This is a genomic window from Rhodococcus sp. 3258, from assembly GCF_031456475.1.
Lineage (GTDB): Bacteria > Actinomycetota > Actinomycetes > Mycobacteriales > Mycobacteriaceae > Rhodococcoides > Rhodococcoides fascians.
In genome coordinates this window covers 123,737-146,002 of record NZ_JAVDUT010000003.1, presented here as the reverse complement: position 1 = coordinate 146,002, position 22,266 = coordinate 123,737, and the positions used below count along the sequence as shown (strand labels likewise).

Annotated in this window: 21 protein-coding genes; 19 read left to right on the top strand and 2 right to left on the bottom strand. The window is 66.2% G+C overall.

Features of this window, described 5'->3' with window-relative positions:
* From murD to J2X62_RS11460, 16 genes are all read left to right on the top strand, one after another.
* On the top strand, positions 1–1,461 hold the full coding sequence (murD, locus tag J2X62_RS11535) for a UDP-N-acetylmuramoyl-L-alanine--D-glutamate ligase (protein WP_310180644.1): 1,461 nt from the start codon (positions 1–3) through the stop codon (positions 1,459–1,461).
* Entirely contained in the window at positions 1,458–3,038 is a 1,581-nt protein-coding gene (gene ftsW, locus J2X62_RS11530; protein WP_027497345.1) for a putative lipid II flippase FtsW, read from the top strand. Before murD ends, ftsW begins: the two co-directional genes overlap by 4 nt.
* Entirely contained in the window at positions 3,035–4,177 is a 1,143-nt protein-coding gene (gene murG / locus J2X62_RS11525; RefSeq protein ID WP_027497344.1) for an undecaprenyldiphospho-muramoylpentapeptide beta-N-acetylglucosaminyltransferase, read from the top strand. Before ftsW ends, murG begins: the two co-directional genes overlap by 4 nt.
* Positions 4,178–4,242: 65 nt before the next feature.
* Positions 4,243–5,745: a UDP-N-acetylmuramate--L-alanine ligase gene (gene murC, locus J2X62_RS11520; RefSeq protein WP_310181253.1), complete on the top strand. Its 1,503-nt coding sequence runs from the start codon at positions 4,243–4,245 to the stop codon at positions 5,743–5,745.
* A gap of 122 nt (positions 5,746–5,867) precedes the next feature.
* Positions 5,868–6,536, top strand: coding sequence for a cell division protein FtsQ/DivIB (locus tag J2X62_RS11515; protein ID WP_230593424.1), 669 nt, complete (start codon positions 5,868–5,870; stop codon positions 6,534–6,536).
* Between the two features lie 175 nt (positions 6,537–6,711).
* Entirely contained in the window at positions 6,712–7,986 is a 1,275-nt protein-coding gene (gene ftsZ / locus J2X62_RS11510) for a cell division protein FtsZ (protein ID WP_027497341.1), read from the top strand.
* Positions 7,983–8,744 carry a peptidoglycan editing factor PgeF gene (pgeF, locus tag J2X62_RS11505; RefSeq protein WP_052074054.1) on the top strand — a complete coding sequence of 254 codons (762 nt, stop codon included), beginning with the start codon at positions 7,983–7,985 and terminating at the stop codon, positions 8,742–8,744. The genes ftsZ and pgeF overlap by 4 nt, the downstream gene beginning before the upstream one ends.
* Positions 8,741–9,478, top strand: coding sequence for a YggS family pyridoxal phosphate-dependent enzyme (locus tag J2X62_RS11500; protein ID WP_032368102.1), 738 nt, complete (start codon positions 8,741–8,743; stop codon positions 9,476–9,478). The genes pgeF and J2X62_RS11500 overlap by 4 nt, the downstream gene beginning before the upstream one ends.
* 81 nt (positions 9,479–9,559) lie before the next feature.
* Positions 9,560–10,210 carry a cell division protein SepF gene (locus J2X62_RS11495; RefSeq protein ID WP_032368101.1) on the top strand — a complete coding sequence of 217 codons (651 nt, stop codon included), beginning with the start codon at positions 9,560–9,562 and terminating at the stop codon, positions 10,208–10,210.
* 82 nt (positions 10,211–10,292) lie between these two features.
* A complete protein-coding gene (locus tag J2X62_RS11490; protein ID WP_027497338.1) occupies positions 10,293–10,580 on the top strand; it encodes a YggT family protein in 288 nt (95 codons plus the stop codon).
* A gap of 160 nt (positions 10,581–10,740) precedes the next feature.
* Entirely contained in the window at positions 10,741–11,595 is an 855-nt protein-coding gene (locus tag J2X62_RS11485; protein WP_310180627.1) for a DivIVA domain-containing protein, read from the top strand.
* A 77-nt stretch (positions 11,596–11,672) separates the two neighbouring features.
* Entirely contained in the window at positions 11,673–11,849 is a 177-nt protein-coding gene (locus J2X62_RS11480) for a hypothetical protein (RefSeq protein ID WP_032368099.1), read from the top strand.
* 326 nt (positions 11,850–12,175) lie between these two features.
* Entirely contained in the window at positions 12,176–15,313 is a 3,138-nt protein-coding gene (gene ileS, locus J2X62_RS11475; protein ID WP_310180621.1) for an isoleucine--tRNA ligase, read from the top strand.
* A gap of 10 nt (positions 15,314–15,323) precedes the next feature.
* Positions 15,324–16,016 (top strand): peptide deformylase, encoded by a 693-nt coding sequence (locus J2X62_RS11470; protein WP_080729221.1) that lies wholly within the window; start codon positions 15,324–15,326, stop codon positions 16,014–16,016.
* A 2-nt stretch (positions 16,017–16,018) separates the two neighbouring features.
* Positions 16,019–17,380: a DNA polymerase IV gene (locus tag J2X62_RS11465; protein ID WP_052060551.1), complete on the top strand. Its 1,362-nt coding sequence runs from the start codon at positions 16,019–16,021 to the stop codon at positions 17,378–17,380.
* A gap of 197 nt (positions 17,381–17,577) precedes the next feature.
* Complete coding sequence (locus J2X62_RS11460) at positions 17,578–18,063, top strand: hypothetical protein (protein ID WP_202595107.1); 486 nt, start codon at positions 17,578–17,580, stop codon at positions 18,061–18,063.
* Positions 18,064–18,157: 94 nt separating this feature from the next.
* Here the strand turns inward: J2X62_RS11460 and J2X62_RS11455 are convergent, their stop codons facing one another.
* Together J2X62_RS11455 and J2X62_RS11450 are read right to left on the bottom strand one after the other, a co-directional pair.
* Positions 18,158–18,898, bottom strand: coding sequence for a hypothetical protein (locus J2X62_RS11455; protein ID WP_310180616.1), 741 nt, complete (start codon positions 18,896–18,898; stop codon positions 18,158–18,160).
* The gene (locus J2X62_RS11450) at positions 18,895–19,857 is read right to left on the bottom strand and encodes a hypothetical protein (RefSeq protein ID WP_230592093.1); all 963 of its coding nucleotides are present in this window, start codon (positions 19,855–19,857) and stop codon (positions 18,895–18,897) included. Before J2X62_RS11450 ends, J2X62_RS11455 begins: the two co-directional genes overlap by 4 nt.
* A 92-nt stretch (positions 19,858–19,949) precedes the next feature.
* On the opposite strand from J2X62_RS11450, the gene lspA reads away from it, so the two are divergent.
* Genes lspA through J2X62_RS11435 form a run of 3 tightly spaced genes read left to right on the top strand, consistent with a single transcriptional unit; the run spans position 19,950 to position 22,164 of the window.
* Positions 19,950–20,582, top strand: coding sequence for a signal peptidase II (gene lspA, locus J2X62_RS11445; RefSeq protein ID WP_032368097.1), 633 nt, complete (start codon positions 19,950–19,952; stop codon positions 20,580–20,582).
* Positions 20,579–21,505 (top strand): RluA family pseudouridine synthase, encoded by a 927-nt coding sequence (locus J2X62_RS11440; RefSeq protein WP_027497328.1) that lies wholly within the window; start codon positions 20,579–20,581, stop codon positions 21,503–21,505. Before lspA ends, J2X62_RS11440 begins: the two co-directional genes overlap by 4 nt.
* Positions 21,505–22,164 carry a hypothetical protein gene (locus J2X62_RS11435; RefSeq protein ID WP_032374345.1) on the top strand — a complete coding sequence of 220 codons (660 nt, stop codon included), beginning with the start codon at positions 21,505–21,507 and terminating at the stop codon, positions 22,162–22,164. The genes J2X62_RS11440 and J2X62_RS11435 overlap by 1 nt, the downstream gene beginning before the upstream one ends.
* Positions 22,165–22,266 lie beyond the last annotated feature (102 nt).

The following is a 22,266-nucleotide window of genomic DNA, read 5'->3' as shown; positions in this document are numbered from 1 at the left end:
ATGACCGAAGCCTCGACCCATCTGTCCTGGTTGCGCGATAGTTCGGTGCTGGTCACCGGTGCGCGCATCTCCGGGCTGGCCGTCGTACGCCCACTGCTGGACCTCGGCGCACTCGTGACCGTCACCGACTCGAACCGAGCTGCGCTCGACGAGGCGTCGGCGCTCGGTGCTGCCGTGGTGGTTCAGGACGATCTGCTCGCCGATCCGGACGCGATCGCGGCCTTTGCGCTCGTCGTCACCAGTCCCGGGTTCCGGCCGGACTCTCCGGTGCTGGCTGCGGCCGCCGACCACGCCGTCCCGGTGTGGGGCGACGTGGAGTTCTCGTGGCATCTCGACCGCGCCGAGGTGTACGGCCCGCGCGCTCGTTGGCTGGTTGTCACCGGTACGAACGGTAAGACGACCACCACCTCGATGCTCGCGTCGATCCTCGACGCTGCCGGAATCGACTCCGTCGCCTGCGGAAACATCGGCCTCCCCATCGCCGACGCGTTGCGCGGTACCCCGCATCCGCGCGTACTCGCGGTCGAGCTGTCGTCCTTCCAGTTGTTCTGGGCACCGTCGGTTCGTCCCGCGGCGGGGGTGGTGCTCAACATCGCCGAGGACCATCTGGACTGGCACGGGGGCATGGACGGGTACGTCCAGGCCAAGGCGCGCGCGTTGAGCGGGGACGTCGGGGTCGTCGGACTCGACGACGCGGTGGCGGCCGGTCTGCGGGCGGGGGCACCGGCAGCGACGGTCGTCGGTTTCCGCCTGAACGAACCCGCCGCGGGCGAGCTGGGAGTGCGGGCGGGAATGCTCGTCGACCGTGCGTTCGGGGACAACGTCGAGTTGCTCCGGGCCGACGAGGTGGAACCGAGTGGCCCGTCCGGTGTGCTCGACGCGTTGGCCGCGGCTGCGTTGGCGCGATCGATCGGTGTCGACGCCGAGGCCGTCCGAAACGGATTGCGGACGTACCGGGTGGGACCGCATCGGGCCGCAGTGGTGCGTGAGCTCGGTGGGGTGACGTTCGTCGACGATTCCAAGGCGACGAATCCGCATGCCGCGCGCTCGTCGATCCTCGCGCACGATCGGGTCGTGTGGATCGCGGGCGGGTTGTTGAAGGGTGCGGTGATCGACGATCTGGTCGTCGAGATCGCCGATCGGCTCGTGGCTGCTGTGGTGTTGGGCCGCGATGGGATGCAGATCGCAGAGGCTTTGGCGCGACACGCCCCCGATGTTCCGGTCGTCAGGCTCCCTTCGGGAGACGATGCTGGTGTGACTCATGAGGCTGAAGATGCAGATGCGGTGATGCGAGCGGCCGTCGACCACGCTGCGGGGTTCGCCGCCTCCGGCGATACCGTCCTGCTGGCCCCCGCGGCTGCGTCGTTGGACATGTTCGTCGATTACGGCCACCGCGGCCGAAGCTTCGCCGAGTCCGTCGAGCGCCTCGGCATCGCCGCCCTCGGATCGCCGCGATCGTGACCACCGCAGCTCGACCGGCGCGTCCACCTCGTCGCACCACCACGCCGCGCACCCGAATCGGACTGTGGTTCGGTCGGCCGCTGGCGTCGTTCCACCTCATCGTCACGATCGCGGTGCTGCTCACCGTGCTGGGACTGGTCATGGTGCTGTCCGCGTCGTCGGCCGAATCGTTCGCAGCCGACGAGTCCGGCTACGCGCTGTTCACGCAACAGCTGATCGGTGTCGCACTGGGTGTGGTCGCGTTTTATGCGGCGCTTCGGCTGCCGGTGCGATACCTGCGCAAATTGTCGTTCCCGCTCTTCCTGGTCTCGATCACGATGTTGATGCTGGTGTTGATCCCCGGTATCGGTGCCGAGCGTCAGGGCGCACGGCGTTGGTTCGACTTCGGTGTCGTCTCGTTCCAGCCGTCCGAGCTGGCGAAGGTCGCGTTGGTTCTGTGGGGAGCGCACCTGCTGGCCTCCCGTCGCAGCGAGCACGGCAACATCAAGTCGCTGCTGGTGCCGTTGCTGCCTGCGGGCCTGCTCATGTGTCTGCTCGTCGTGCTCCAGCCCAACCTCAGTACCGCGATCGCCCTGGGCATCATTCTCGTCGCACTACTGTGGTTCGCCGGCCTCAACGCCCGGCTGTTCGGAGCAGTCCTGGTGACCGGTTTGGCTCTGGCGACCGTGCTCGCGTTCACCGCCGGCTACCGCTCGAACCGCGTCAAGGCCTGGCTCAACCCGGGGGAGGACACCCAGGGTCTGTCGTATCAGTCCACCCAGGCCAAGTACTCCTTGGCCGACGGCGGACTCTTCGGTCGCGGATTGGGACAGAGTCGCGCGAAATGGAGCTACCTCCCCAACGCGCACAACGACTTCATCTTCGCGATCATCGGCGAGGAGCTCGGCATGATCGGCTGCCTTGCCGTCATCGGATTGTTCGGTCTCTTCGTCTACACCGGCCTACGCATCGCGATGCGGTCGGTCGATCCGTTCCTGCGTCTGTTGACTGCAGGCGCAACGTGCTGGGTGTTCGGTCAGGCCATGATCAACATCGGCTATGTGGTCGGGCTGCTGCCGGTGACCGGTCTGCAGCTGCCGCTGGTGTCCTACGGCGGTACGTCCACGGCCATCACGCTGTTGATGTTCGGGATCATCGCCAGTGCGGCCCGACACGAACCGGAAGCCATCGCCGCGCTGCACGCCGGGCAAGAGGGTCGTATCGCCCGAGCTCTGAGATTGCCGCTGCCTGCTGTCTTCTCACCGAAGCGGGCCGCGATGGCACGCTCCAAATCCACCCGTCCCACGTTGGCGGCGCAGGATCGCACACGTCTCGAGTCCCGCAAGAACAAGGACGGCCGCGGGGCACGGTCACCCGAGCCCGGACGTACCCGGGTGTCGAGTTCACGGGTGGACACGGCCGGCCCCAACGGGTCGGCCAGGAACGCACCCCGTGGCCACGCCCGCCGTGCCGAGCCCCAACGCCGAGACACCGGCAGCGGGTACGCCGCCGGACCACGGTCGCCGTATCGGCCGCGTCCGGAACCGCAACCCGGTCGTCCGCCGGTCCGCTCGGGTGAGCGAGGATATCGACGGTGAAGCAGACATCGAGGCCGATATCCGTGGTGGTGGCCGGAGGCGGAACCGCCGGACACATCGAGCCCGCGCTCGCCGTGGCCGACGCCCTGCGCGAGCTCGACCCCACCGTCACCGTCACCGCCCTCGGCAGCAGCCGGGGGCTCGAAACGACACTGGTACCCGCCCGCGGCTACGCGCTGGAACTGATACCGCCCGTGCCGCTGCCTCGCAAGCCCACTCTCGACCTGGTGAAGTTACCGGTTCGGGTCGCACGGTCGGTGCGTCGAACCCGGGAGATCTTCGCTGCGGTCGAGGCCGATGTACTGGTCGGCTTCGGCGGTTACGTCGCGCTTCCTGCGTATCTCGCTGCCCGCGGTCGACTTCTCGGTCGCGGCGGCCGTATTCCGGTGATCATTCACGAGGCCAATGCCCGCGCCGGCATCGCGAACAAGGTCGGTGCACGCAGCGCCGAACGAGTCCTTGCCGCCGTCGCCGGATCTGGTATCTCTGCACCGGGGTCCGAGGATGCAGAAGTGATCGGAATTCCGGTGCGGCCCACCATCACCGGTCTCGATCGCGCAGCGATGCGGTCGCAGGCTCGCGCTCATTTCGGTCTGCCCGAACACGGGCCGGTGCTGCTGGTGTTCGGCGGTTCACAGGGCGCGCGTTCACTCAACGACGCAGTGTCCGGTGCCTCGGCCGCCCTTGCCGCCGCCGGCATCTCGGTTCTGCACGCACACGGTCCCAAGAACACACTGGACGTGGAGCAGAGCAATCCGGATGCTCCGTACGTCGCAGTGCCCTACATCGACCGGATGGACCTGGCCTACGCGGCGGCCGATCTCGCGATCTGCCGGTCCGGTGCCATGACGGTCGCCGAAGTCTCCGCGACCGGGCTTCCTGCCGTGTACGTGCCTCTACCGCACGGCAACGGTGAGCAGGAGCTCAATGCCCGTCCCGTCGTCGACGCCGGAGGTGGCATCCTGGTAGCCGACGCGACGCTGAGCGCGCAGTACGTGACCGACACGGTCGTCGCTTTGGTGGCCGACACCGAGCGCATCGCCGCGATGTCCCGTGCTGCGGCAGGAGCCGGTCACAAGGGTGCTGCGGCTGCCGTTGCGCAGATCGTGCTCGATACCGCGCACGCGGCGCGGCGCTGAACCGGGCGGCGGCGAGAATGCCACAGAACGAGGGAGACGTCCGCGTGACAACTGAGGGTGCGGCGATGTCGGAGTTGCCGGCAGAGCTCGAACGGGTGCACATGGTGGGAATCGGCGGTGCCGGGATGTCCGGGATCGCACGCATTCTGCTGGCGCGCGGTGGTCAGGTGTCCGGATCGGATGCCAAGGAATCGCGCGGGGTGTTGGCGCTGCGAGCCCGCGGTGCGCTGGTGCGAATCGGGCACGATGCAAGCGCGCTGGACATGATCGACGGCGGCCCCACCGTGGTCGTGACGACCCACGCGGCCATACCCAAGACCAACCCCGAACTCGTCGAGGCTCGCGATCGCGGGATTCCGGTGGTGTTGCGGCCCGCCGTCCTCGCGTCGTTGATGGAGGGGTACCGCACCCTGCTGGTGTCGGGCACGCACGGCAAGACGTCGACCACATCGATGTTGGTCGTCGCACTGCAGCACTGTGGGTTCGACCCGTCGTTCGCCGTCGGCGGTGAGCTCAACGAGGCCGGAACCAACGCGCATCACGGCAGTGGCGACGTCTTCGTCGCCGAGGCGGACGAGAGTGACGGTTCGCTGTTGCAGTACTCCGCGAACGTGATCATCGTGACGAACATCGAGGCCGATCATCTCGATTTCTTCGGTACGACCGAGGCCTACGTGAAGGTGTTCGACGATTTCGCCGCGCTGCTGCACCCGGGCGGTGTGCTGGTGGCATGCATGGACGATCCGGGTTCGGCAGCTCTGGCCCGCCGCGTGGTCGAGAAGAATCTCCCCGGAGTGACGGTGCTCGGCTACGGGTCGTCCGACGTCGACGCCGGACCGGTCGAGATGGCCGTTCGCCTGTTGGCCTGGGAGCCCGAGGACATCGGCGGCGTCGCGCAGTTGCAGATCGCCGGTGAGGACTCTGCCCGCACGGTTCGGCTGGGAGTACCGGGACGGCACACCGCCCTCAACGCCCTGGCGGCGTTCGTGGCTGCCCGCCAGGTGGGCGCGGGGGTCGAGGAGTTGCTGGCCGGGCTGACCGGATTCGGGGGAGTGCACCGGCGGTTCCAGTTCACCGGACGCGAGCACGGAGTACGAGTGTTCGACGACTACGCCCATCACCCCACCGAGGTGCGGGCCGTGCTGACCGCTGCGCAGGCGTTGGTCGCGGGTCAAGCACTTCCGGGCGAGCGGGGGCAGGTCGTGGTGGTGTTCCAACCGCATCTGTACTCACGTACTGCGACGTTCGCCGAGGAATTCGGTACCGCACTGTCGTTGGCCGACGAGATCGTGGTGCTCGACGTCTACGGCGCTCGCGAGGAACCCCTGCCCGGTGTGACCGGGGCCTTGGTCGCAGCGTCGGTGACCAAACCGGTGAACTACCAACCGGATCTGTCGTTGGTCGCCAAGCAGGTGGCCAATCTCAGCCGTCCCGGCGACGTGGTGATCACGATGGGTGCGGGCGACGTGACCATGCTCGGCGGTCCCATTCTCGACGCCCTTCGTTCCAAAACCGATTTCGGTGCCACGACCGGCCGCGCGGTACCGAAGGATCGGCCGTCGACGTGACTCGTCGGTCCGATCGAGACCGCGCTTCCAGATCGGAACCCGTTGCCGGGCAGGGTGATTCGACGTCGTCGGTCACAGACAGGCAAGCTCGCGCGCAGGCCAGGGAAGAAGAGCGCGCTCGCGTGAAACGGTCACGCCGTCGCGCGGTGCTTGCCGTCGTGGCGGTTGTCGCAGTGATCGTCGGGTCGGCAGTACTGGTCTACTTCACGCCGCTGCTGTCGGTTCGGACGATCTCGGTCGTGGGAGCCTCGTCGGTGTCCGAACAGGAGATCCTCGACCGACTCGAGGTGCCGACCGGCCTGCCGCTGGTCCGTGTCGACGCCGCGGCCGCGGCCCAGCGTGTTGCGTCGATACCGGAGCTGGCATCGGTTCGGGTGCAACGGAAATACCCGTCCACCGTGCAGGTCACCGTCGAAGAACGTGTCCCGGTGGCGTTCGTCGATTCTCCCGACGGCACTCACTTGCTCGATGCGACCGGCGTGGACTTCGCCGTCGCACCGCCTCCGCCCGGGGTGGTCCGACTGGTGACCGACAATCCTGTCTTCGGCGATCCGGTGACGAAAGATGCACTGGCTGTGCTCGATTCGCTGCCGCCGCTGATTCGAGGTCAGGTCGGCGAAGTGCGCGCGAGCACGCTGTCCGACATCTCGATCCTGCTGTTGGACGGGCGTACCGTCGTGTGGGGGAACAAGGACAACTCCGAGCGCAAGGGGGCGGTGGCCATCGCGCTGCTGTCGCAACCGGGTCAGATTTTCGACGTGTCCAGTCCCGATCTTCCGACCACGAAATAGCAACGGGTCCGAAAGGCTCATATTTTCGGCGCGGCATCGGCGCGCCTAATGGCGATCGTGGCCGTCGGTGAATAGCGTTCCGATCAGTCGAGTACTTGACATAACTCTAAGCCTGTGGTTTAGGTTGAGGGTTTTCCACATTTTTCGAGCAACAATCCACGGAAGGCGAGAGCCCATGACGCCCCCGCACAACTACCTCGCCGTAATCAAGGTCGTCGGCATCGGCGGCGGCGGCGTGAACGCGGTCAACCGGATGATCGAACAGGGACTCAAGGGAGTCGAGTTCATCGCCGTCAACACCGACGCTCAGGCCTTGCTGATGAGTGACGCCGACGTCAAGCTCGACGTCGGCCGTGAGCTGACTCGCGGACTCGGTGCCGGTGCCGACCCCGAGGTGGGTCGCCGCGCAGCGGACGACCACAAGGACGAGATCGAAGAGGTCCTCAAGGGTGCCGACATGGTCTTCGTCACCGCAGGTGAGGGTGGCGGAACCGGTACCGGCGGTGCTCCCGTCGTCGCCAACATCGCGCGCAAGCTCGGCGCGCTGACCGTCGGCGTCGTGACGCGTCCGTTCTCCTTCGAGGGCAAGCGCCGTGGTGGCCAGGCCGACACCGGTATCCAGCAGCTGCGTGAATCCTGCGACACGCTCATCGTCATCCCCAACGATCGTCTGCTTCAGCTCGGCGACGCAGCCGTCAGCCTCATGGATGCGTTCCGCAGTGCCGACGAGGTCCTGCTCAACGGCGTTCAGGGCATCACCGATCTGATCACCACCCCCGGGCTGATCAACGTCGACTTCGCCGACGTCAAGGGCGTCATGTCCGGCGCAGGCAGTGCGCTGATGGGCATCGGTTCCTCCCGCGGTGAAGGCCGCGCGATCAAGGCCGCGGAATCCGCGATCAACTCGCCGCTGCTGGAAGCGTCCATGGAAGGTGCCCGCGGAGTGCTGCTCTCCATCGCGGGTGGCTCGGATCTCGGCCTGTTCGAGATCAACGAGGCCGCCTCGCTGGTCCAGGAAGCTGCGCACATCGACGCCAACATCATCTTCGGAACCGTCATCGACGACTCTCTCGGCGACGAGGTTCGTGTCACCGTCATCGCCGCCGGGTTCGACGGAGGAACGCCCACGCGTCGTCCGGTCGAGGCAGCGGCATCCACCCGCGGCCCGATCGGATCGGCGCGCTCGGGGGAGGTCTCCTCACGCTCGAACGACAGCTCCGAGGGCGCTGTGTTCCGCGACCCGGTCGGCGCACCCAGCGGATCGAGCCTGCCCCCGCTGAACTCGTCCAGTTCGTCGAACCGCGAATCGTCCAGCCGCGAGTCCGCAGCCGGTCACGGCCGGGATTCCGGCGGTCAAGGCCGCGAGTCGGTCGGATCCGGACGCCGCGTTCCCGTCGCCGAGGACGACGGCGAAGACGAGGTCGACGTACCGTCCTTCATGCGGCGGTGAGTGACTCCTTTCGGGTCAGGCGGGTGTCGACGACGCGAGCAGGCGGCGTGTCGGCCCCGCCGTTCGACACCTTCAATCTCGGTGACCACGTAGGCGACGACCCGGCTGCTGTCGAGGCCAACCGTCGACGCCTCGGTGACCGTTTGGGTATGGGCATCGAACGCATGGTGTTCATGGAGCAGGTCCACGGCCGCACCGTCACGGTGGTGGACGGGCCGGTGTCCGAGCCCGTTCCCATGACCGATGCGTTGGTGACGACGCAACGCGATCTCGCGCTCGTGGTGTTGACGGCCGACTGTGTTCCGGTGTTGCTGTCCGACGAAGAGGCGGGCGTGATCGCCGCGGTGCACGCCGGCCGTGTCGGTGCCCGCATCGGCATCATTCCTCGAGTACTCGCGTCGATGGTCGAGCTGGGCGCGGTCCCGGAGAGGATCGGGGCCTTCCTCGGCCCGGCGGCCAGTGGGCGTCAGTACGAGGTACCCGCCCACATGCGCGCCGACGTCGACAAGCATCTTCCCGGAAGCGCGACGACGACGGTTCGGAACACCCCCGGTCTCGATATCCCGGCCGGTGTGCGCGCGCAGCTGATTGCCGCCGGCCTGCACGGAGTGGCTCAGGATCCCCGGTGCACCATCGAGGATCGCACCCTGTTCAGCCATCGCCGGGAGGGTTCGACCGGCCGTATCGCGAGCGTCGTGTGGATGGATTCCGCATCCGCAGACGAGGTTCCCGACTCCGGCCAGGAGAGGATGTCGTGAGCGAGCCCACCGACCGAGCTGCCGAGATCGCCGCCGCGTTGGCGTCGGTACGCGAACGATTGGCGCGAGCATGTGCGGACGCAGGTCGAGAAGACTCGACCGTGACTCTGCTGCCGGTGACGAAGTTCTTCCCCGCGTCCGACGTTCGGATCCTGTACGAGCTGGGCTGCCGTGAGTTCGGCGAGTCCAGAGAGCAGGATGCGTCGCCCAAAGTGGCCGAGACCGCAGAGGAGTTCCGCGTTGATCCGCCCCGATGGCACATGATCGGGCATCTCCAGCGAAACAAGGCGAAGTCCATCGCTGCGTGGGCGCACTCCATTCACTCGGTGGACAGCGCTCGGTTGGTCACCGCGTTGTCCAAGGCCACCGAGACAGCACTCGACGACGGCGCTCGGACGACGCCGCTCGACGTCCTCGTTCAGGTCAGTCTCGACGGCGATGTCCACCGCGGCGGCGTCGAACGCGGGGACCTGTACGAGTTGGCCGACGCGGTGTCGACCGCACCCGGCTTGCGTCTGGCCGGACTCATGGCCGTACCTCCGTTGGACGCCGATGCGGACGCTGCGTTCGGTGATCTCGAAGTGCTGCATCAGCGACTTCTGCGTGATCATCAAGATGCCCGCGAGTTGTCGGCCGGCATGACGGGGGACCTGGAAGCTGCTGTGCGACACGGATCGACGTGCGTGCGTGTCGGTACCGCAATACTCGGTGCGCGGCCGATAGCCTCCCAATAACAGTCCACGGATCACATCAGTCACAACAGACACTTGCGAACCTGGAGATGGACAGTAGACACGGCCACGGAAGGCAGAACGATGAGCACCCTGCACAAGTTCAAGGCGTACTTCGGCATGGTTCCGCTCGCGGACTACGAGGACGACTACCTCGACGATCCGGACACCCGCCGCAGTCCCCGTGGTGGCCGTGACGGTTACGACGACATCGACGATCGTGACTTCGTCAAGCCGTCGTTCGGTGGCTCGCGGCACGCGCAGGCCGAGGACGATTACGACGATTACGAGGCTCCTCGCCCCGCTGCGACGCTCGCTCCGATCGGTGGACGCGCACGCGGCACAGCAGGACCGTCGACCCGAGGCGCTGCCACCCGTGGCGCGCTGGCGATGGACACCCGCATGGACGTGCGGGCCGAGACGCGACGCAGCCCGATCGTCGACGACGGGGGCCCACTCTCGAAGATCACCACCCTGCGCCCGAGGGACTACAGCGAGGCGCGCACCATCGGTGAGCGTTTCCGTGACGGTACTCCGGTCATCATGGATCTCGTCGAAATGAGCAACGCCGACGCCAAGCGACTCGTGGACTTCGCTGCCGGATTGGCCTTCGCACTCCGAGGATCGTTCGACAAGGTGGCCACGAAGGTGTTCCTGCTTTCGCCCGCCGATGTCGATGTATCCCCGCAGGAGCGCAGGCGAATCGCGGAAACCGGCTTCTACAGCCAGCAGTGATCGTTTCTCCCCTTGGGGCGGCAAGTCGGAGCTGTGACCAGCGCACTTTGCTCAGCCCGGCGAAGTCAGGCAGAGTATAGCCGTGATCGTGTTCACGGTGATCAACATCGTATTGTTTCTTTTTTGGCTCCTTCTCATCGGTCGAATCATCGTCGAGTTCATCAGGACTTTCGCGAGAGATTGGCAACCGACCGGGCTGGTCGTCATCCTTCTGGAGGCGATCTTCACGGTCACCGACCCGCCCGTGAAGTTCCTGCGCAGGATAATTCCGCCGCTCAACCTCGGTGGTGTGCGACTGGACCTGTCGATCATGGTCTTGCTGTTCGTCGTGTTCATTCTGTGGAATGTGACCAGCAGCCTCGCGGCCTGAGGCCGAAGATGGAATGTTAGAACTCGGGACCCAGCGCAAGCTGCGTGTCCCGTGTGACAGAATGGACGCCAGTTACAGTTTGATTGTTCTGCACTCGCGCGGAATGGCATATAACTGAATGCTTGCTCTACCGCCCCAAGACGCGTGAAGGGATCCTTCCATGCCGCTGACTCCAGCTGATGTGCACAACGTTGCGTTCAGCAAGCCGCCCATCGGTAAGCGCGGTTACAACGAAGACGAGGTCGACGCATTTCTCGACCTCGTCGAGCAAGAGTTGTCCCGACTGATCGAAGAGAACGCCGACCTGCGCCAGCGCGTCGGTGAGCTCGACCAGGAGCTTACGGACGCCAAGAACTCTGCGCGCCAGAGCCCACAGTCGGCTCAGGTCGCCGCACCGAAAGCCGAGCCGCAGCGGCCGGTCGATCCCCCCAAGCCGCCACCGGTGGTTCAGCAGCCCGCGCCGGTCGCTCCCGTGGCCGCAGCACCGCAGCAGAGCGGCGACTCCAACATGCAGGCCGCGAAGATTCTCGGTCTCGCGCAGGAGATGGCGGACCGCCTCACCGGCGATGCGAAGACGGAGTCCGAGCAGCTGCTCGGTAATGCGCGCACCAACGCCGAACGTCTGGTGTCGGATGCCCGGGCTCGTTCGGAGTCGATGATGTCCGAAGCGCGGCAGAAGTCCGAGTCGCTGCTCACCGATGCACAGACTCGCTCCGAGACCCAGCTTCGCCAGGCCAAGGAGAAGGCCGACGCATTGCAGGCCGACGCCGAGCGCAAGCACACCGAGATCATGGCGACGATCAACCAGCAGCGGTCCGTGCTGGAAGGTCGCATCGAGCAGCTCAAGACGTTCGAGCGCGAATACCGGGTGCGCCTCAAGTCGTACCTCGAATCGCAGCTCGAAGAGCTCGAGAACCGTTCCTCGGCGCTGCCGGTGGACAACGGCCAGGACAACTTCAACCAGGACAACCAGACGTCCGGCTACAGCCAGTCGTACGCCAAGGGCAACAACTGACGCGATCGTTCTCCGACGCTGCCTCTCGGGGCAGCGTCGGGCTCGGTTGTAGCGTCGAGTGGTGAGCGAGGAATCCTGTGCTGATTCTGACCCTCGGCGCGGCGGCTGTCGGGTTCGGGTTCCTGGTGTTGGCCCTGATGACCGGATCGGTCGTCTGGGCCTGGGCCTGCATCGTGATCTGCATAGTCGGGGCGGTGCTGCTCCTGGTCGGGGCCCTGCTCGGGCGACGGCCACCGCCTGAGATCGACAAGTAGCATCTACGCGGTAGTGCATCAGGCGGGCAGTACATCAGTTCGACGGTTGTCAGACGAAAGAACAATCAGGCGTCGATCCGGCCATCACCGGGGAGCCTTCGGAAGAACGACAGTGACGATTCGGTCTGCAACGACCGAAATGGGCTGTTCAGTAGAACCGAACGGGTGAGCCCGTCACAGCTCGTGTGGAGAGGCTCGGTCCGACGGGTTCCATCGGTCCGAGCAAGCGGGGTGGTACCGCGGTACTCGGCGTCCCCATCGCCGAATGTCGTCCCCGTGCCAATCGATGTCGCGTCCTGTACGCGTCCGGCACGGAGGAGACAGATATGACAGATTCGAGCGCACGCACCGAGAACGCGTCGTACCCGCTGGTGGATCTGGCCGAAGGTCGATCGGGAAGCGTTCCGTTTCCCGATCTCGAGCGCATCGTGCTGCACGAATGGGCCGAGGACGGCACGTTCCGCGCCAGCATCGACAACCGCGCCGATGCCGAGGAATTCGTTTTCTACGACGGACCTCCGTTCGCCAACGGCTTGCCGCACTACGGCCATCTGCTCACCGGGTACGTCAAGGATCTCGTGCCCCGGTTCCAGACCATGCGCGGCAAGAAGGTCGAGCGTCGTTTCGGGTGGGACTGCCACGGCCTTCCCGCCGAATTGGAAGCGGAGAAGCAACTCGGCATCAAGGACAAGTCCGAGATCGACGAGATGGGCCTGGCGAAGTTCAACGCCTACTGCAAGCAATCGGTGTTGCAGTACACCGACGAGTGGCGGGATTACGTCACTCGGCAGGCGCGGTGGGTCGACTTCGACAACGACTACAAGACCCTCGACGTCGACTTCATGGAGTCCGTCATGTGGGCGTTCAAGACGCTCCACGACAAGGGCCTGATCTACCAGGGCTACCGAGTGCTGCCGTACAGCTGGTACGAGCAGACGCCGCTGTCCAACCAGGAGACCCGGCTCGACGACGCCTACAAGATGCGTCAGGACCCCGCGGTCACCGTCACCATGCCCCTGACGGCACCGGGCACACCCCTGGACGGCGCGAACGCACTGATCTGGACCACCACTCCGTGGACTCTGCCGTCGAACCTCGCGATCGCGGTGCATCCGGAGGTGCACTACGTTCAGGTCCGCGGTGCCGACGGTGAGCGTTACGTGCTCGCCTCTGCCCGACTCGCGCACTATGCGAAGGAACTGGGGGAGGAGCAGGAGGTGCTCTCGGAGCACACCGGCGCGGAGTTGGTCGGCCTCGCCTACGCACCGCCCTACGACTTCTTCCTCGGCCACGAGAATGCGCATCGCGTTCTGGAGGCCGATTACGTCACCACCGACTCAGGCACCGGAATCGTCCATCTCGCACCGGCATTCGGTGAGGAGGACATGGACGTCGCCACCGCGAACGGTATCGAGGTCGTGCAACCGCTCGATGCGGGCGGCAAATTCACGTCGTTGGTGCCGCCCTACGAGGGCCTGATGGTGTTCGACGCCAATCCGGTGATCATCAAGGATCTCAAGGCCTCGGGCCGCTTGCTGCGGCACGAGACCATCGAGCACTCGTACCCGCACAGTTGGCGTAGTGGTCAGCCGTTGATCTACATGGCGGTTCCGTCGTGGTTCGTCGCGGTCACCAAGTTCCGCGATCGGATGGTCGAGCTCAACCAGGAGATCACTTGGGTGCCCGAGCACATCAAGGACGGCCAGTTCGGCAAGTGGCTCGAAGGTGCCCGCGACTGGAACATCAGCCGAAACCGGTACTGGGGCAGCCCGATCCCGGCTTGGACGTCCGACGACCCCGCCTACCCTCGTCTCGACGTGTACGGCAGCCTGGACGAACTCGAGCGTGACTTCGGTGTGCGTCCCACCGATCTGCATCGGCCGTACATCGACGACCTGACGCGTCCCAACCCGGACGACCCGACCGGCAAGTCGACCATGCGTCGCGTTCCCGAGGTGCTGGACTGCTGGTTCGAATCGGGCTCGATGCCGTATGCGCAGGTGCACTTCCCGTTCGAGAACGAGGAGTGGTTCCAGACGCACAACCCGGGCGATTTCATCGTCGAATACAACGGTCAGACGCGCGGCTGGTTCTACACCCTGCACGTGCTCGCGACTGCACTGTTCGACCGGCCTGCCTTCAAAACCGTTGCCGCCCATGGCATCGTGCTCGGTGACGACGGTCTGAAGATGAGTAAGTCGAAGGGGAACTACCCGGACGTCAAGGAGGTCTTCGATCGCGACGGCTCGGATGCCATGCGGTGGTTCCTGATGTCGTCGCCGATTCTGCGCGGTGGCAACCTGATCGTCACCGAGCAGGGCATCCGCGAGGGAGTACGGCAGGCGCTGTTGCCGATCTGGAACGCGTGGAGCTTTCTGCAGCTCTACGCGTCGACGCCGGGGCAGTGGCGGACCGATTCTCCGCATGTGCTCGATCGATACGTGCTGGCCAAACTGTCCGCCACGCGGGATGCGATCACCGACGCGCTCGAAGGGAACGACATCGCCGGGGCGTGCGACGAACTGCGTACGTTCTGTGACGCACTGACCAATTGGTATGTGCGACGGTCACGTTCACGCTTCTGGGGCGAGGACGCCGACGCGATCGACACCCTGCACACGGTGCTCGAAGTGCTCACCCGCATCGCCGCTCCGTTGTTGCCGTTGATCAGTGAGGTGGTCTGGCGCGGGTTGACCGGTGGCCGATCGGTGCACCTGACGGATTGGCCGACGGCCGACGAGTTGCCGTCCGACCCGGAGCTGGTCGACAGCATGGACGAGGTTCGTACCGTGTGCTCCACGGTGCTCGGTCTGCGTAAGGCACAGAATCTGCGCGTGCGGCTGCCGCTGCCCGAGGTGACCGTCGCGGCCGCCGACGCCGAGCGTCTGCGTCCGTTCCTCGACATCATCGCCGACGAGGTCAACGTCAAGAAGGTGGATCTGACCGAAGACGTTGCCGTGCACGGCAAATTCGAGCTCGTCGTGAACGCACGCGCTGCCGGGCCGCGAATCGGCAAGGATGTCCAGAAGGTCATCAAGGCAGTCAAGGCCGGTGACTGGTCCGAGGACGAAGACGGTGTCGTGAGCGCCGCAGGCATTGCGTTGCTGCCCGAGGAGTACACCCGCAGACTCGTTGCCGCGGAGCCGGAATCGACGGCACCGCTGCCCGGGAACGCAGGACTCGTGGTGCTCGATTCGGCGGTCACCGAAGAGCTGGAGGCCGAGGGTTGGGCCAAGGACCGCATCCGTGAGCTGCAGGATGCGCGTCGTAGCCACGGACTCGATGTGTCCGACCGTATCGACATCGTCATCGAGGTACCCGAACATCGACGGGCGTGGCTGGACGCTCATCGGGATCTGATCGCGCGCGAGGTACTCGCGTTGTCGCTGGTCGACGGCTCGGTCGGCGACGACGGCAGCGATCTCGGTGAGGGAGTTCGGGCAGCGATCACGAAGTCGTCGTGACCGAGGGCATATGAGCGAGGGGCACCGGGTCGTCGTGACCGAGGAGGAGGTGGTCGATGCCGTCCACGAGCGTCTCTCCGAGGCTCGCGGCGGCGTCGTTCCCATCGTCGCCGCCGGCCATCCGGTGCTGCGTGCCCCGGCGCTGCGCTACACCGGCCAGCTCGAGCGTGATGTGTTGACGGAGTTGATCGAGGTGATGCGTGCGACGATGCACGATGCGCCCGGTGTCGGCCTTGCTGCACCGCAGATCGGAATTCCGTTGCAGATCGCGGTGATCGAGGATCTCTTCGATGTCGCGGAGGGCGTCGCCCGGGTCCGGGAGCGCACCCCGTTGTCGTTCCGAGCGTTGATCAATCCTCGGTACACCCCGGTAGGGCGACGCACGGCCTCGTTCTACGAGGGCTGCCTCAGTGTGCCGGGGTATCAGGCCGTCGTCACCCGCGCCGCGGAAGTCCGGCTTCTGTGCACCGACGAGACCGGCCGAGAGATCGACGAGGTGGTGCGTGGCTGGCCCGCACGTATCGTGGCCCACGAGAGCGATCACCTCGCCGGCACGCTGTACATCGATCGTGCGCACACACGGTCGCTGACCACGACGGAGCAGTACTCCGCACGGTGGTCCGATCCCGGACCGGAGCGGGCCGCACGTGTGCTCGGCTTCGGTGCCGACGCCCCGTCCGAGCCGCCCGACGGCCGTCGTTGACCATGCCCGACAGTGTCGATCGGACTCTGCGGAGCCGGCGTTGGGTGTTGCATCTGGACATGGACGCGTTCTTCGCGTCTGCCGAGCAGCTGACTCGGCCGACGCTGCGGGGTCGGCCGGTGTTGGTCGGCGGTGCAGGCGGCAGAGGCGTGGTGGCCGGGTGCAGCTACCAGGCCCGGGCGTTCGGGGCTCGTTCGGCGATGCCGATGCATCAGGCCCGTCGACTCGTCGGTGCGAGCGCAGTGGTCCTGCCGCCGCGGTTCCCGCTGTACTCGGAGCTGAGCAGACGTGCCTTCGAGGCGCTTCGGGTGCGCATGCCCGTGCTGGAACAGCTCTCGATCGACGAGGCCTTCGGCGAGCCGCTCGAGCTGGCGGGCGCGACGGTGGCCGAGGTCGAGCGCTTCTGTGCCGATCTGCGGGCGCTGGTACTGGCAGAGACCGGGCTCGTCGCCTCCATCGGTGCCGGGTCCGGGAAACAGATCGCCAAGATCGCGTCGGGTCTGGCCAAACCCGATGGAATCACGGTGGTAGCGCCCGGCATCCAGGCCGAGTTGATGGCCGATCTGCCGGTGCGCAAGTTGTGGGGGATCGGCCCTGTTGCCGGAGAACGGTTGCACCGCTTGGGGATCGACACCATCGGCAAGTTCGTGGCTACGCCCGAGTCGGAAGTGGCGTCGATTCTCGGTGCGACCATGGGCCCGAGCCTGCATCAGCTGGCGCGCGGCATCGACAACCGGATGGTGGCCGAGCGGGCCGAGGCCAAGCAGGTCAGTGCCGAGACGACGTTCGCGAACGACCTGACGACTCTCGCTCAACTACGCCCGGCGATCGAGTCCATCGTCGAGTCGACTCATCGCCGGTTGCTGAAGGACGGCCGGGGGGCCCGCACGGTCGTGCTCAAGTTGCGTAAGTCCGACATGAGCATCATCACCAGATCGGCGACATTGCCCTACGCGACGGTGGACAAGCAGACGATCGTGGCCACTGCTCAGCGGTTGGCGGTCGATCCGGTGGATGTCGGACCGATCCGGCTCGTCGGTGTAGGGCTCGCCGGTTTGTCCGCGGTTCGGCAAGGATCGTTGTTCCCCGAACTCGAGTACGAGCCGGTTGCTCCGGTCCCGGACGAGCCGTTACCCGCGACGGAGGAGGCCGCGAATCTCGCCGTCGTCGAGGACGGTCCGCGGTGGCAACCGGGTATGGACGTTCGGCATGTTCGGTACGGTCACGGGTGGGTGCAGGGCGCGGGACACTCGGTGGTGACGGTCCGTTTCGAGACACGGACCACCGGTCCGGGAACGGCCCGCACCTTTGCAGAATCGGACACCGACCTGGTCGTGGCCGATGTTCTGGACAGCTTGGCGTGAGTTGTGGCGCGGCTGAGGAAACTCTGTGAGGTTTCACAGGTATGCCCTTCGCGTTGTGACTCGGGCGAGTCGAGCTGACATAGTGGACTCGGTCCGAGACGACCCCAATACAGACGACCGACGAGTCACAGAACGATCGATACGTGACTCAGAGTGAAAAGGACAAGCACTTGAAGCTTCGCAACACCCGACGGGCCATGGTTGCCGGTATCGCCATCGCCGGTGCACTGACGATGTCTGCCTGCAGCTCCGGTGGCGGCGACGAGCCGACGGCCACGACGACGACGGCTGCCACCACCACCGCCGCGGCACCCGCGGGCGGGGACTACCCGCCGGTGCCCACCGTCGAGCAGCTCAACACCGAGCTCAACCGCGGACTCGATCCCAACGTTCCGGTCGAGGAGAAGGCTGCTCTGATCCAGGGTGCGTCCGAGGATCCGGGTCTGATCAACCAGGTTGCCGCCGCTGCTGTGGCCAACAACGCACAGATCGAGATCACCAGCATCGACGATCTGGGCACCGGTGAGCTCAACGCCGGTATCACCATCACCCTCAACGGCCAGGCCAACCCCGGCACGTTCAAGTTCGTCCCCGAGGACGGTGTGTGGAAGCTCTCCAAGGAGAACGCCTGCGGCATCGTTTCTCTCGCGCAGCTGACCAGCCCGGCGTGCCCCGCACCCTGAGTCCTGCCGATCGTCTCTGACCAACCGCGAACTGCCGGTGACACCCTTTTTCGAGAGGGCGTCACCGGCAGTTCGTCTTGTGTAGGGACGGCGGTCAGGCGCTGGGCACGGCCGATCGAATGCGATCCGCTGCAGAACCCGCGACGGCGGTGACGGTCTCCGGTTCGAGTCCGCTCTGGTCGGAGACGACGATCTGCACCACGGTCGAGTCGACCACCGCCACCACGACGTCGGAGACCAGCGTGAAGCCCTCGCTCGTGGTGGTCAGTCGAATCGATGCGGACGCGTCGCCGACGGTCGCTTGGTCACGCCCCGCCACCGAGTAGTCGACGCCGATACCGTCCGCGTCGGTTCCGGTGAACGTCGAGCACTCGGCCCACGCTCGCTGAATGTTCGCGAAAGCCTCGGCGGCTCCCGGCACGGGATAGCTCGCCGCGTCCTCGTCGATCGACGAGAAATTCGGACCGGAGAAGCGGACCACCGCGCTCGACGCGGCTCCGGCCTGCTGTTGCGATACCGGCGCGAGGACGGCGGCGCACTCGGCCGGGTCGGTGCTCGAGCGATCAGGCGAGTCGTACTCCGGCGCCGGATCCAATCCCAGATCTCGAACCGGATCGGGAATCGAGGAGAAGCCGTCCGGCAGGTCTGCGAGTCCCAGCATCGCGGCAGTCAGCGCGGCCGGATCGGTGATGGGCGGACCGCGCAGCGGGTCGGGAGCCGCGACGGTGGTGACGGCAGGCGTGGCCGTTTCGGCAGGCTCGTTCGTGCTGCATCCGGTGGCAGCGATCCCGAGAATCGACAACGTCGCCAGTACTCGGGTGGCAGCGCGCGTCATCGGGCGGTCCAGGTGATCGAATCGCCGACGGTTTGCCGAAGCACCGTGGTGCTGTCGGGGTCGGTGTACATCTGCTCGCCGCCCGCGGTGATCGCACCTCCGACCGGAAGTGGTCGGGAGAGATCGACGTCGAGTGTTCCCGCGCCCGTGAAGGTGTAGGACGCGATGTTGAGCGTGCCCGCATTGTCGGGCAGATTCCACACCGACGATTCGGGCGTCTGGGTGATGGCCACGTCGAGGGTCGCGCGGTCGCCGTCGAGTGCACGCAAGGTGACCGTGGTGCGCTGGTTCAGTGTGATGCCGCTGAGCACTTGCTGATCGACGGTCCAGACCGCGCCGACCCCCACTTCCGCCTCGGGAAAGTCGATGGATCGGTACACGGCCGCGTTCAAGGAGCGTTCGATCGCGGCTCGGGCGGTATCGAGGGCATCGTCGGCCGGCGTGATGTGCAGAGCGGTGATCGCTCCGGAATCGGTCCTGGCCAATCGTGCAGTCGATCCATCGGATGCGGAGAGTGCGTCGGTCAGTCCAGCGTCCGGTGACGTCGCCGCCCCGATGGTCAGCTCGACGGAGGTCGTGGCCCCGCTCGACGCGTCCTCGTCCGGCACGGTGTCGGACGCCGAGGCAGTCAGCGGCACGGTCAGTTCCGGACTGGAGAAGTCCTGCGGCGCAGCAGCATTGATCTGTTGCTGCACGGTCGAGGTGGTGGTGAGGTCGACGCTCTGGTTCTGCGCGTCCGTGTCGGAGCTGTCGAAGGTGAGCGCGCGCCGTGGCTCGCTACCGGGATCGACGACGGTGGTGGTCGTGGGCGTCACCGCGATCGTGACCTCGTTCGAGGACGGGGTCTGCTCGGGTGCAGGATCTGGATCACCGCTCGAGCATCCGGCCAGTAGAGCCACTGCGCAGGATGCGGCCACGAAGCCGGAGCGGACGGTGCGGGTGCGTTCGGTCGACTTCACGGGCACCAGGCTACTGATGACACCGTGTGCGCAGACCGCTACCACGCGGCTCGGATGCGGACCGAAGGTTGTCGATGCGCCATGATGGACGGGTGAGTGACGACCGACCCGACGATCCGACCACCGAGACCAGTGCAACCCCCGAACCCAGCGAGGCTGCAGACGGGCAGGTGTCCGACGCCGGCAGTGCTGTGCTTCGGCCCGCCGCACCTTTGCGGACCCGACTCCTGGTGGCGATCGCTGCAGTGATTCTGCTGTTCGACCTGATCACGAAGATCGTGGTGGTGCACTTCGTGAAGCCTGGAAACCCGATCGAGATCATCGGCGACGTCGTGACACTGCGGCTGGTGCGCAATCCCGGAGCGGCGTTCTCCATGGCCACCGGAATGACGTGGTTGTTGACGCTGGTCGCCGTGGCCGTGGTGATCGGGGTCGTGAAGATCGGTCGAACGCTGCGTTCGCCGTGGTGGGCGCTGGGTCTGGGTCTGGTTCTCGGCGGCGCTCTGGGCAACCTGATCGACCGGTTCTTCCGCGCACCGGGCCCGTTCCAGGGTCACGTGGTCGATTTCGTATCGGTGGGATGGTGGCCGGTGTTCAATGTCGCCGACTCGTCCATCGTGTGCGGGGCCATCCTGCTCGTAGCGCTCAGCCTGTTCGGTTTCGAGCCCAACGGCGAACGGGTGACGAAGTCCACGTCCGATGCCCCGCAGAAGGCCGACTCGTGAGGGAATCGCGTTCCATGCCGGTGCCCGACGGTTTGGACGGCATGCGCGTCGACGCCGGCCTGGCGCGACTTCTCGGGCTCTCGCGCACGGTCGCCGCAGCCTTGGCCGAAGAGGGCTCGGTGCTGGTCGATCACAGTGCCGTCGGGAAGTCCGATCGCCTCTCGGGTGGGTCGTGGCTCGAAGTGACTCTGCCCGAACCTGCACGTGAGCTGACGATCGAGGCCGAGCCGGTCGAAGGTATGGAGATTCTCTACGCCGACGACGACGTCGTGGCCGTGGACAAGCCCGTGGGCGTCGCCGCGCACGCCAGTGTGGGCTGGACCGGGCCGACCGTCATCGGCGGCCTCGCGGCCGCCGGTTTCCGAATCTCCACGTCCGGCGCGCACGAGCGTCAGGGCATCGTGCACCGACTCGATGTGGGAACGTCCGGGGTGATGGTGGTCGCGACGTCCGAACGGGCATACACCGTGCTCAAGCGGGCGTTCAAGGCTCGCACGATCGACAAGCGTTATCACGCCCTGGTGCAGGGACATCCGGATCCGAGCAGTGGAACCATCGATGCTCCGATCGGACGGCACGGCAGCAACGACTGGAAGTTCGCCGTCCGCGCGGACGGCAAGCCCAGCGTCACCCACTACGACACGGTCGAGGCCTTCCAGGCCGCGAGCCTGCTGGACGTCCACCTGGAAACCGGTCGCACACACCAGATCCGCGTGCACTTCTCGGCGCTGCGGCACCCGTGTTGCGGCGACCTGACCTACGGGGCCGACCCGCGGTTGGCCGAACGGTTGGGCCTGGAACGTCAGTGGCTGCACGCGCGTTCGCTCGGCTTCGCGCACCCGTCCGACGGCCGCTGGGTCGAGATCGAGAGCAAGTACCCGGCAGACCTCGAACACGCTCTCGAGGTGCTCCGGAAGGCGTGATGCGCGGAGTCTCGGGTGTGGTCGGTGTCGTCGTCACGATCGCTCTGGTGGTCGGTGGCCTGGCCGTCGTCGGCCATCTGAACCCGCAACGGCAGCTGCGCGTGGGCACCGACCGGCTCGGCCCGGAGAGCGGCGAGCAGGTGACCGACTACCTGGCTCGCGCCGAGGCGAGTCTGCTCGGCAACGATGCCGAACCTCGCTGGGGATCGGTGTCGTTCGATCGCGAACTCACCGCCGAACAGGCCTACGCCGCCGCGAACGGCGTGCGCATCTCGATGGTGCTCTTTCGAGTACCGCTCGATCGCGTGCAAACTCCGATCCTCACAGTCGGTGTTCCCGGCAGTGAACGGTCGATACTGAATGCGACCGCGCGCGCTGCCGGCCAGATCCAGGAATCGTTCGGCGTGGAGGACCGGCAGGCTCAGATAGACGCTGTGTCGCAGCGCCGGTTGCTGAGCGGATGCGCATGCGTGGTGACGGTGGTCGTGCGGGGCACCGCGGCCGAGTTGAGCGAGGTGGCAGGCCGCGACGGGGTGCGGGCGGTGGAGGCACTTCCGCCCGACGCGGTGTCCGGGAAGTTCGCCGTCGAGCCGTTGCTTCCGGAGTACATCGACGTCGTCGGGCCGCTGCCGGACGACGGGCCGGTTCCCGCCGAATGAGGCAACTTCAGTCTCGTTCGTCACACCCGTCACGTCCTCCCAGGACACACCGTCGGCCTGAAAAATTTGTCGGTTCCACCGCCTAGAGTGGGTGCATTCGCG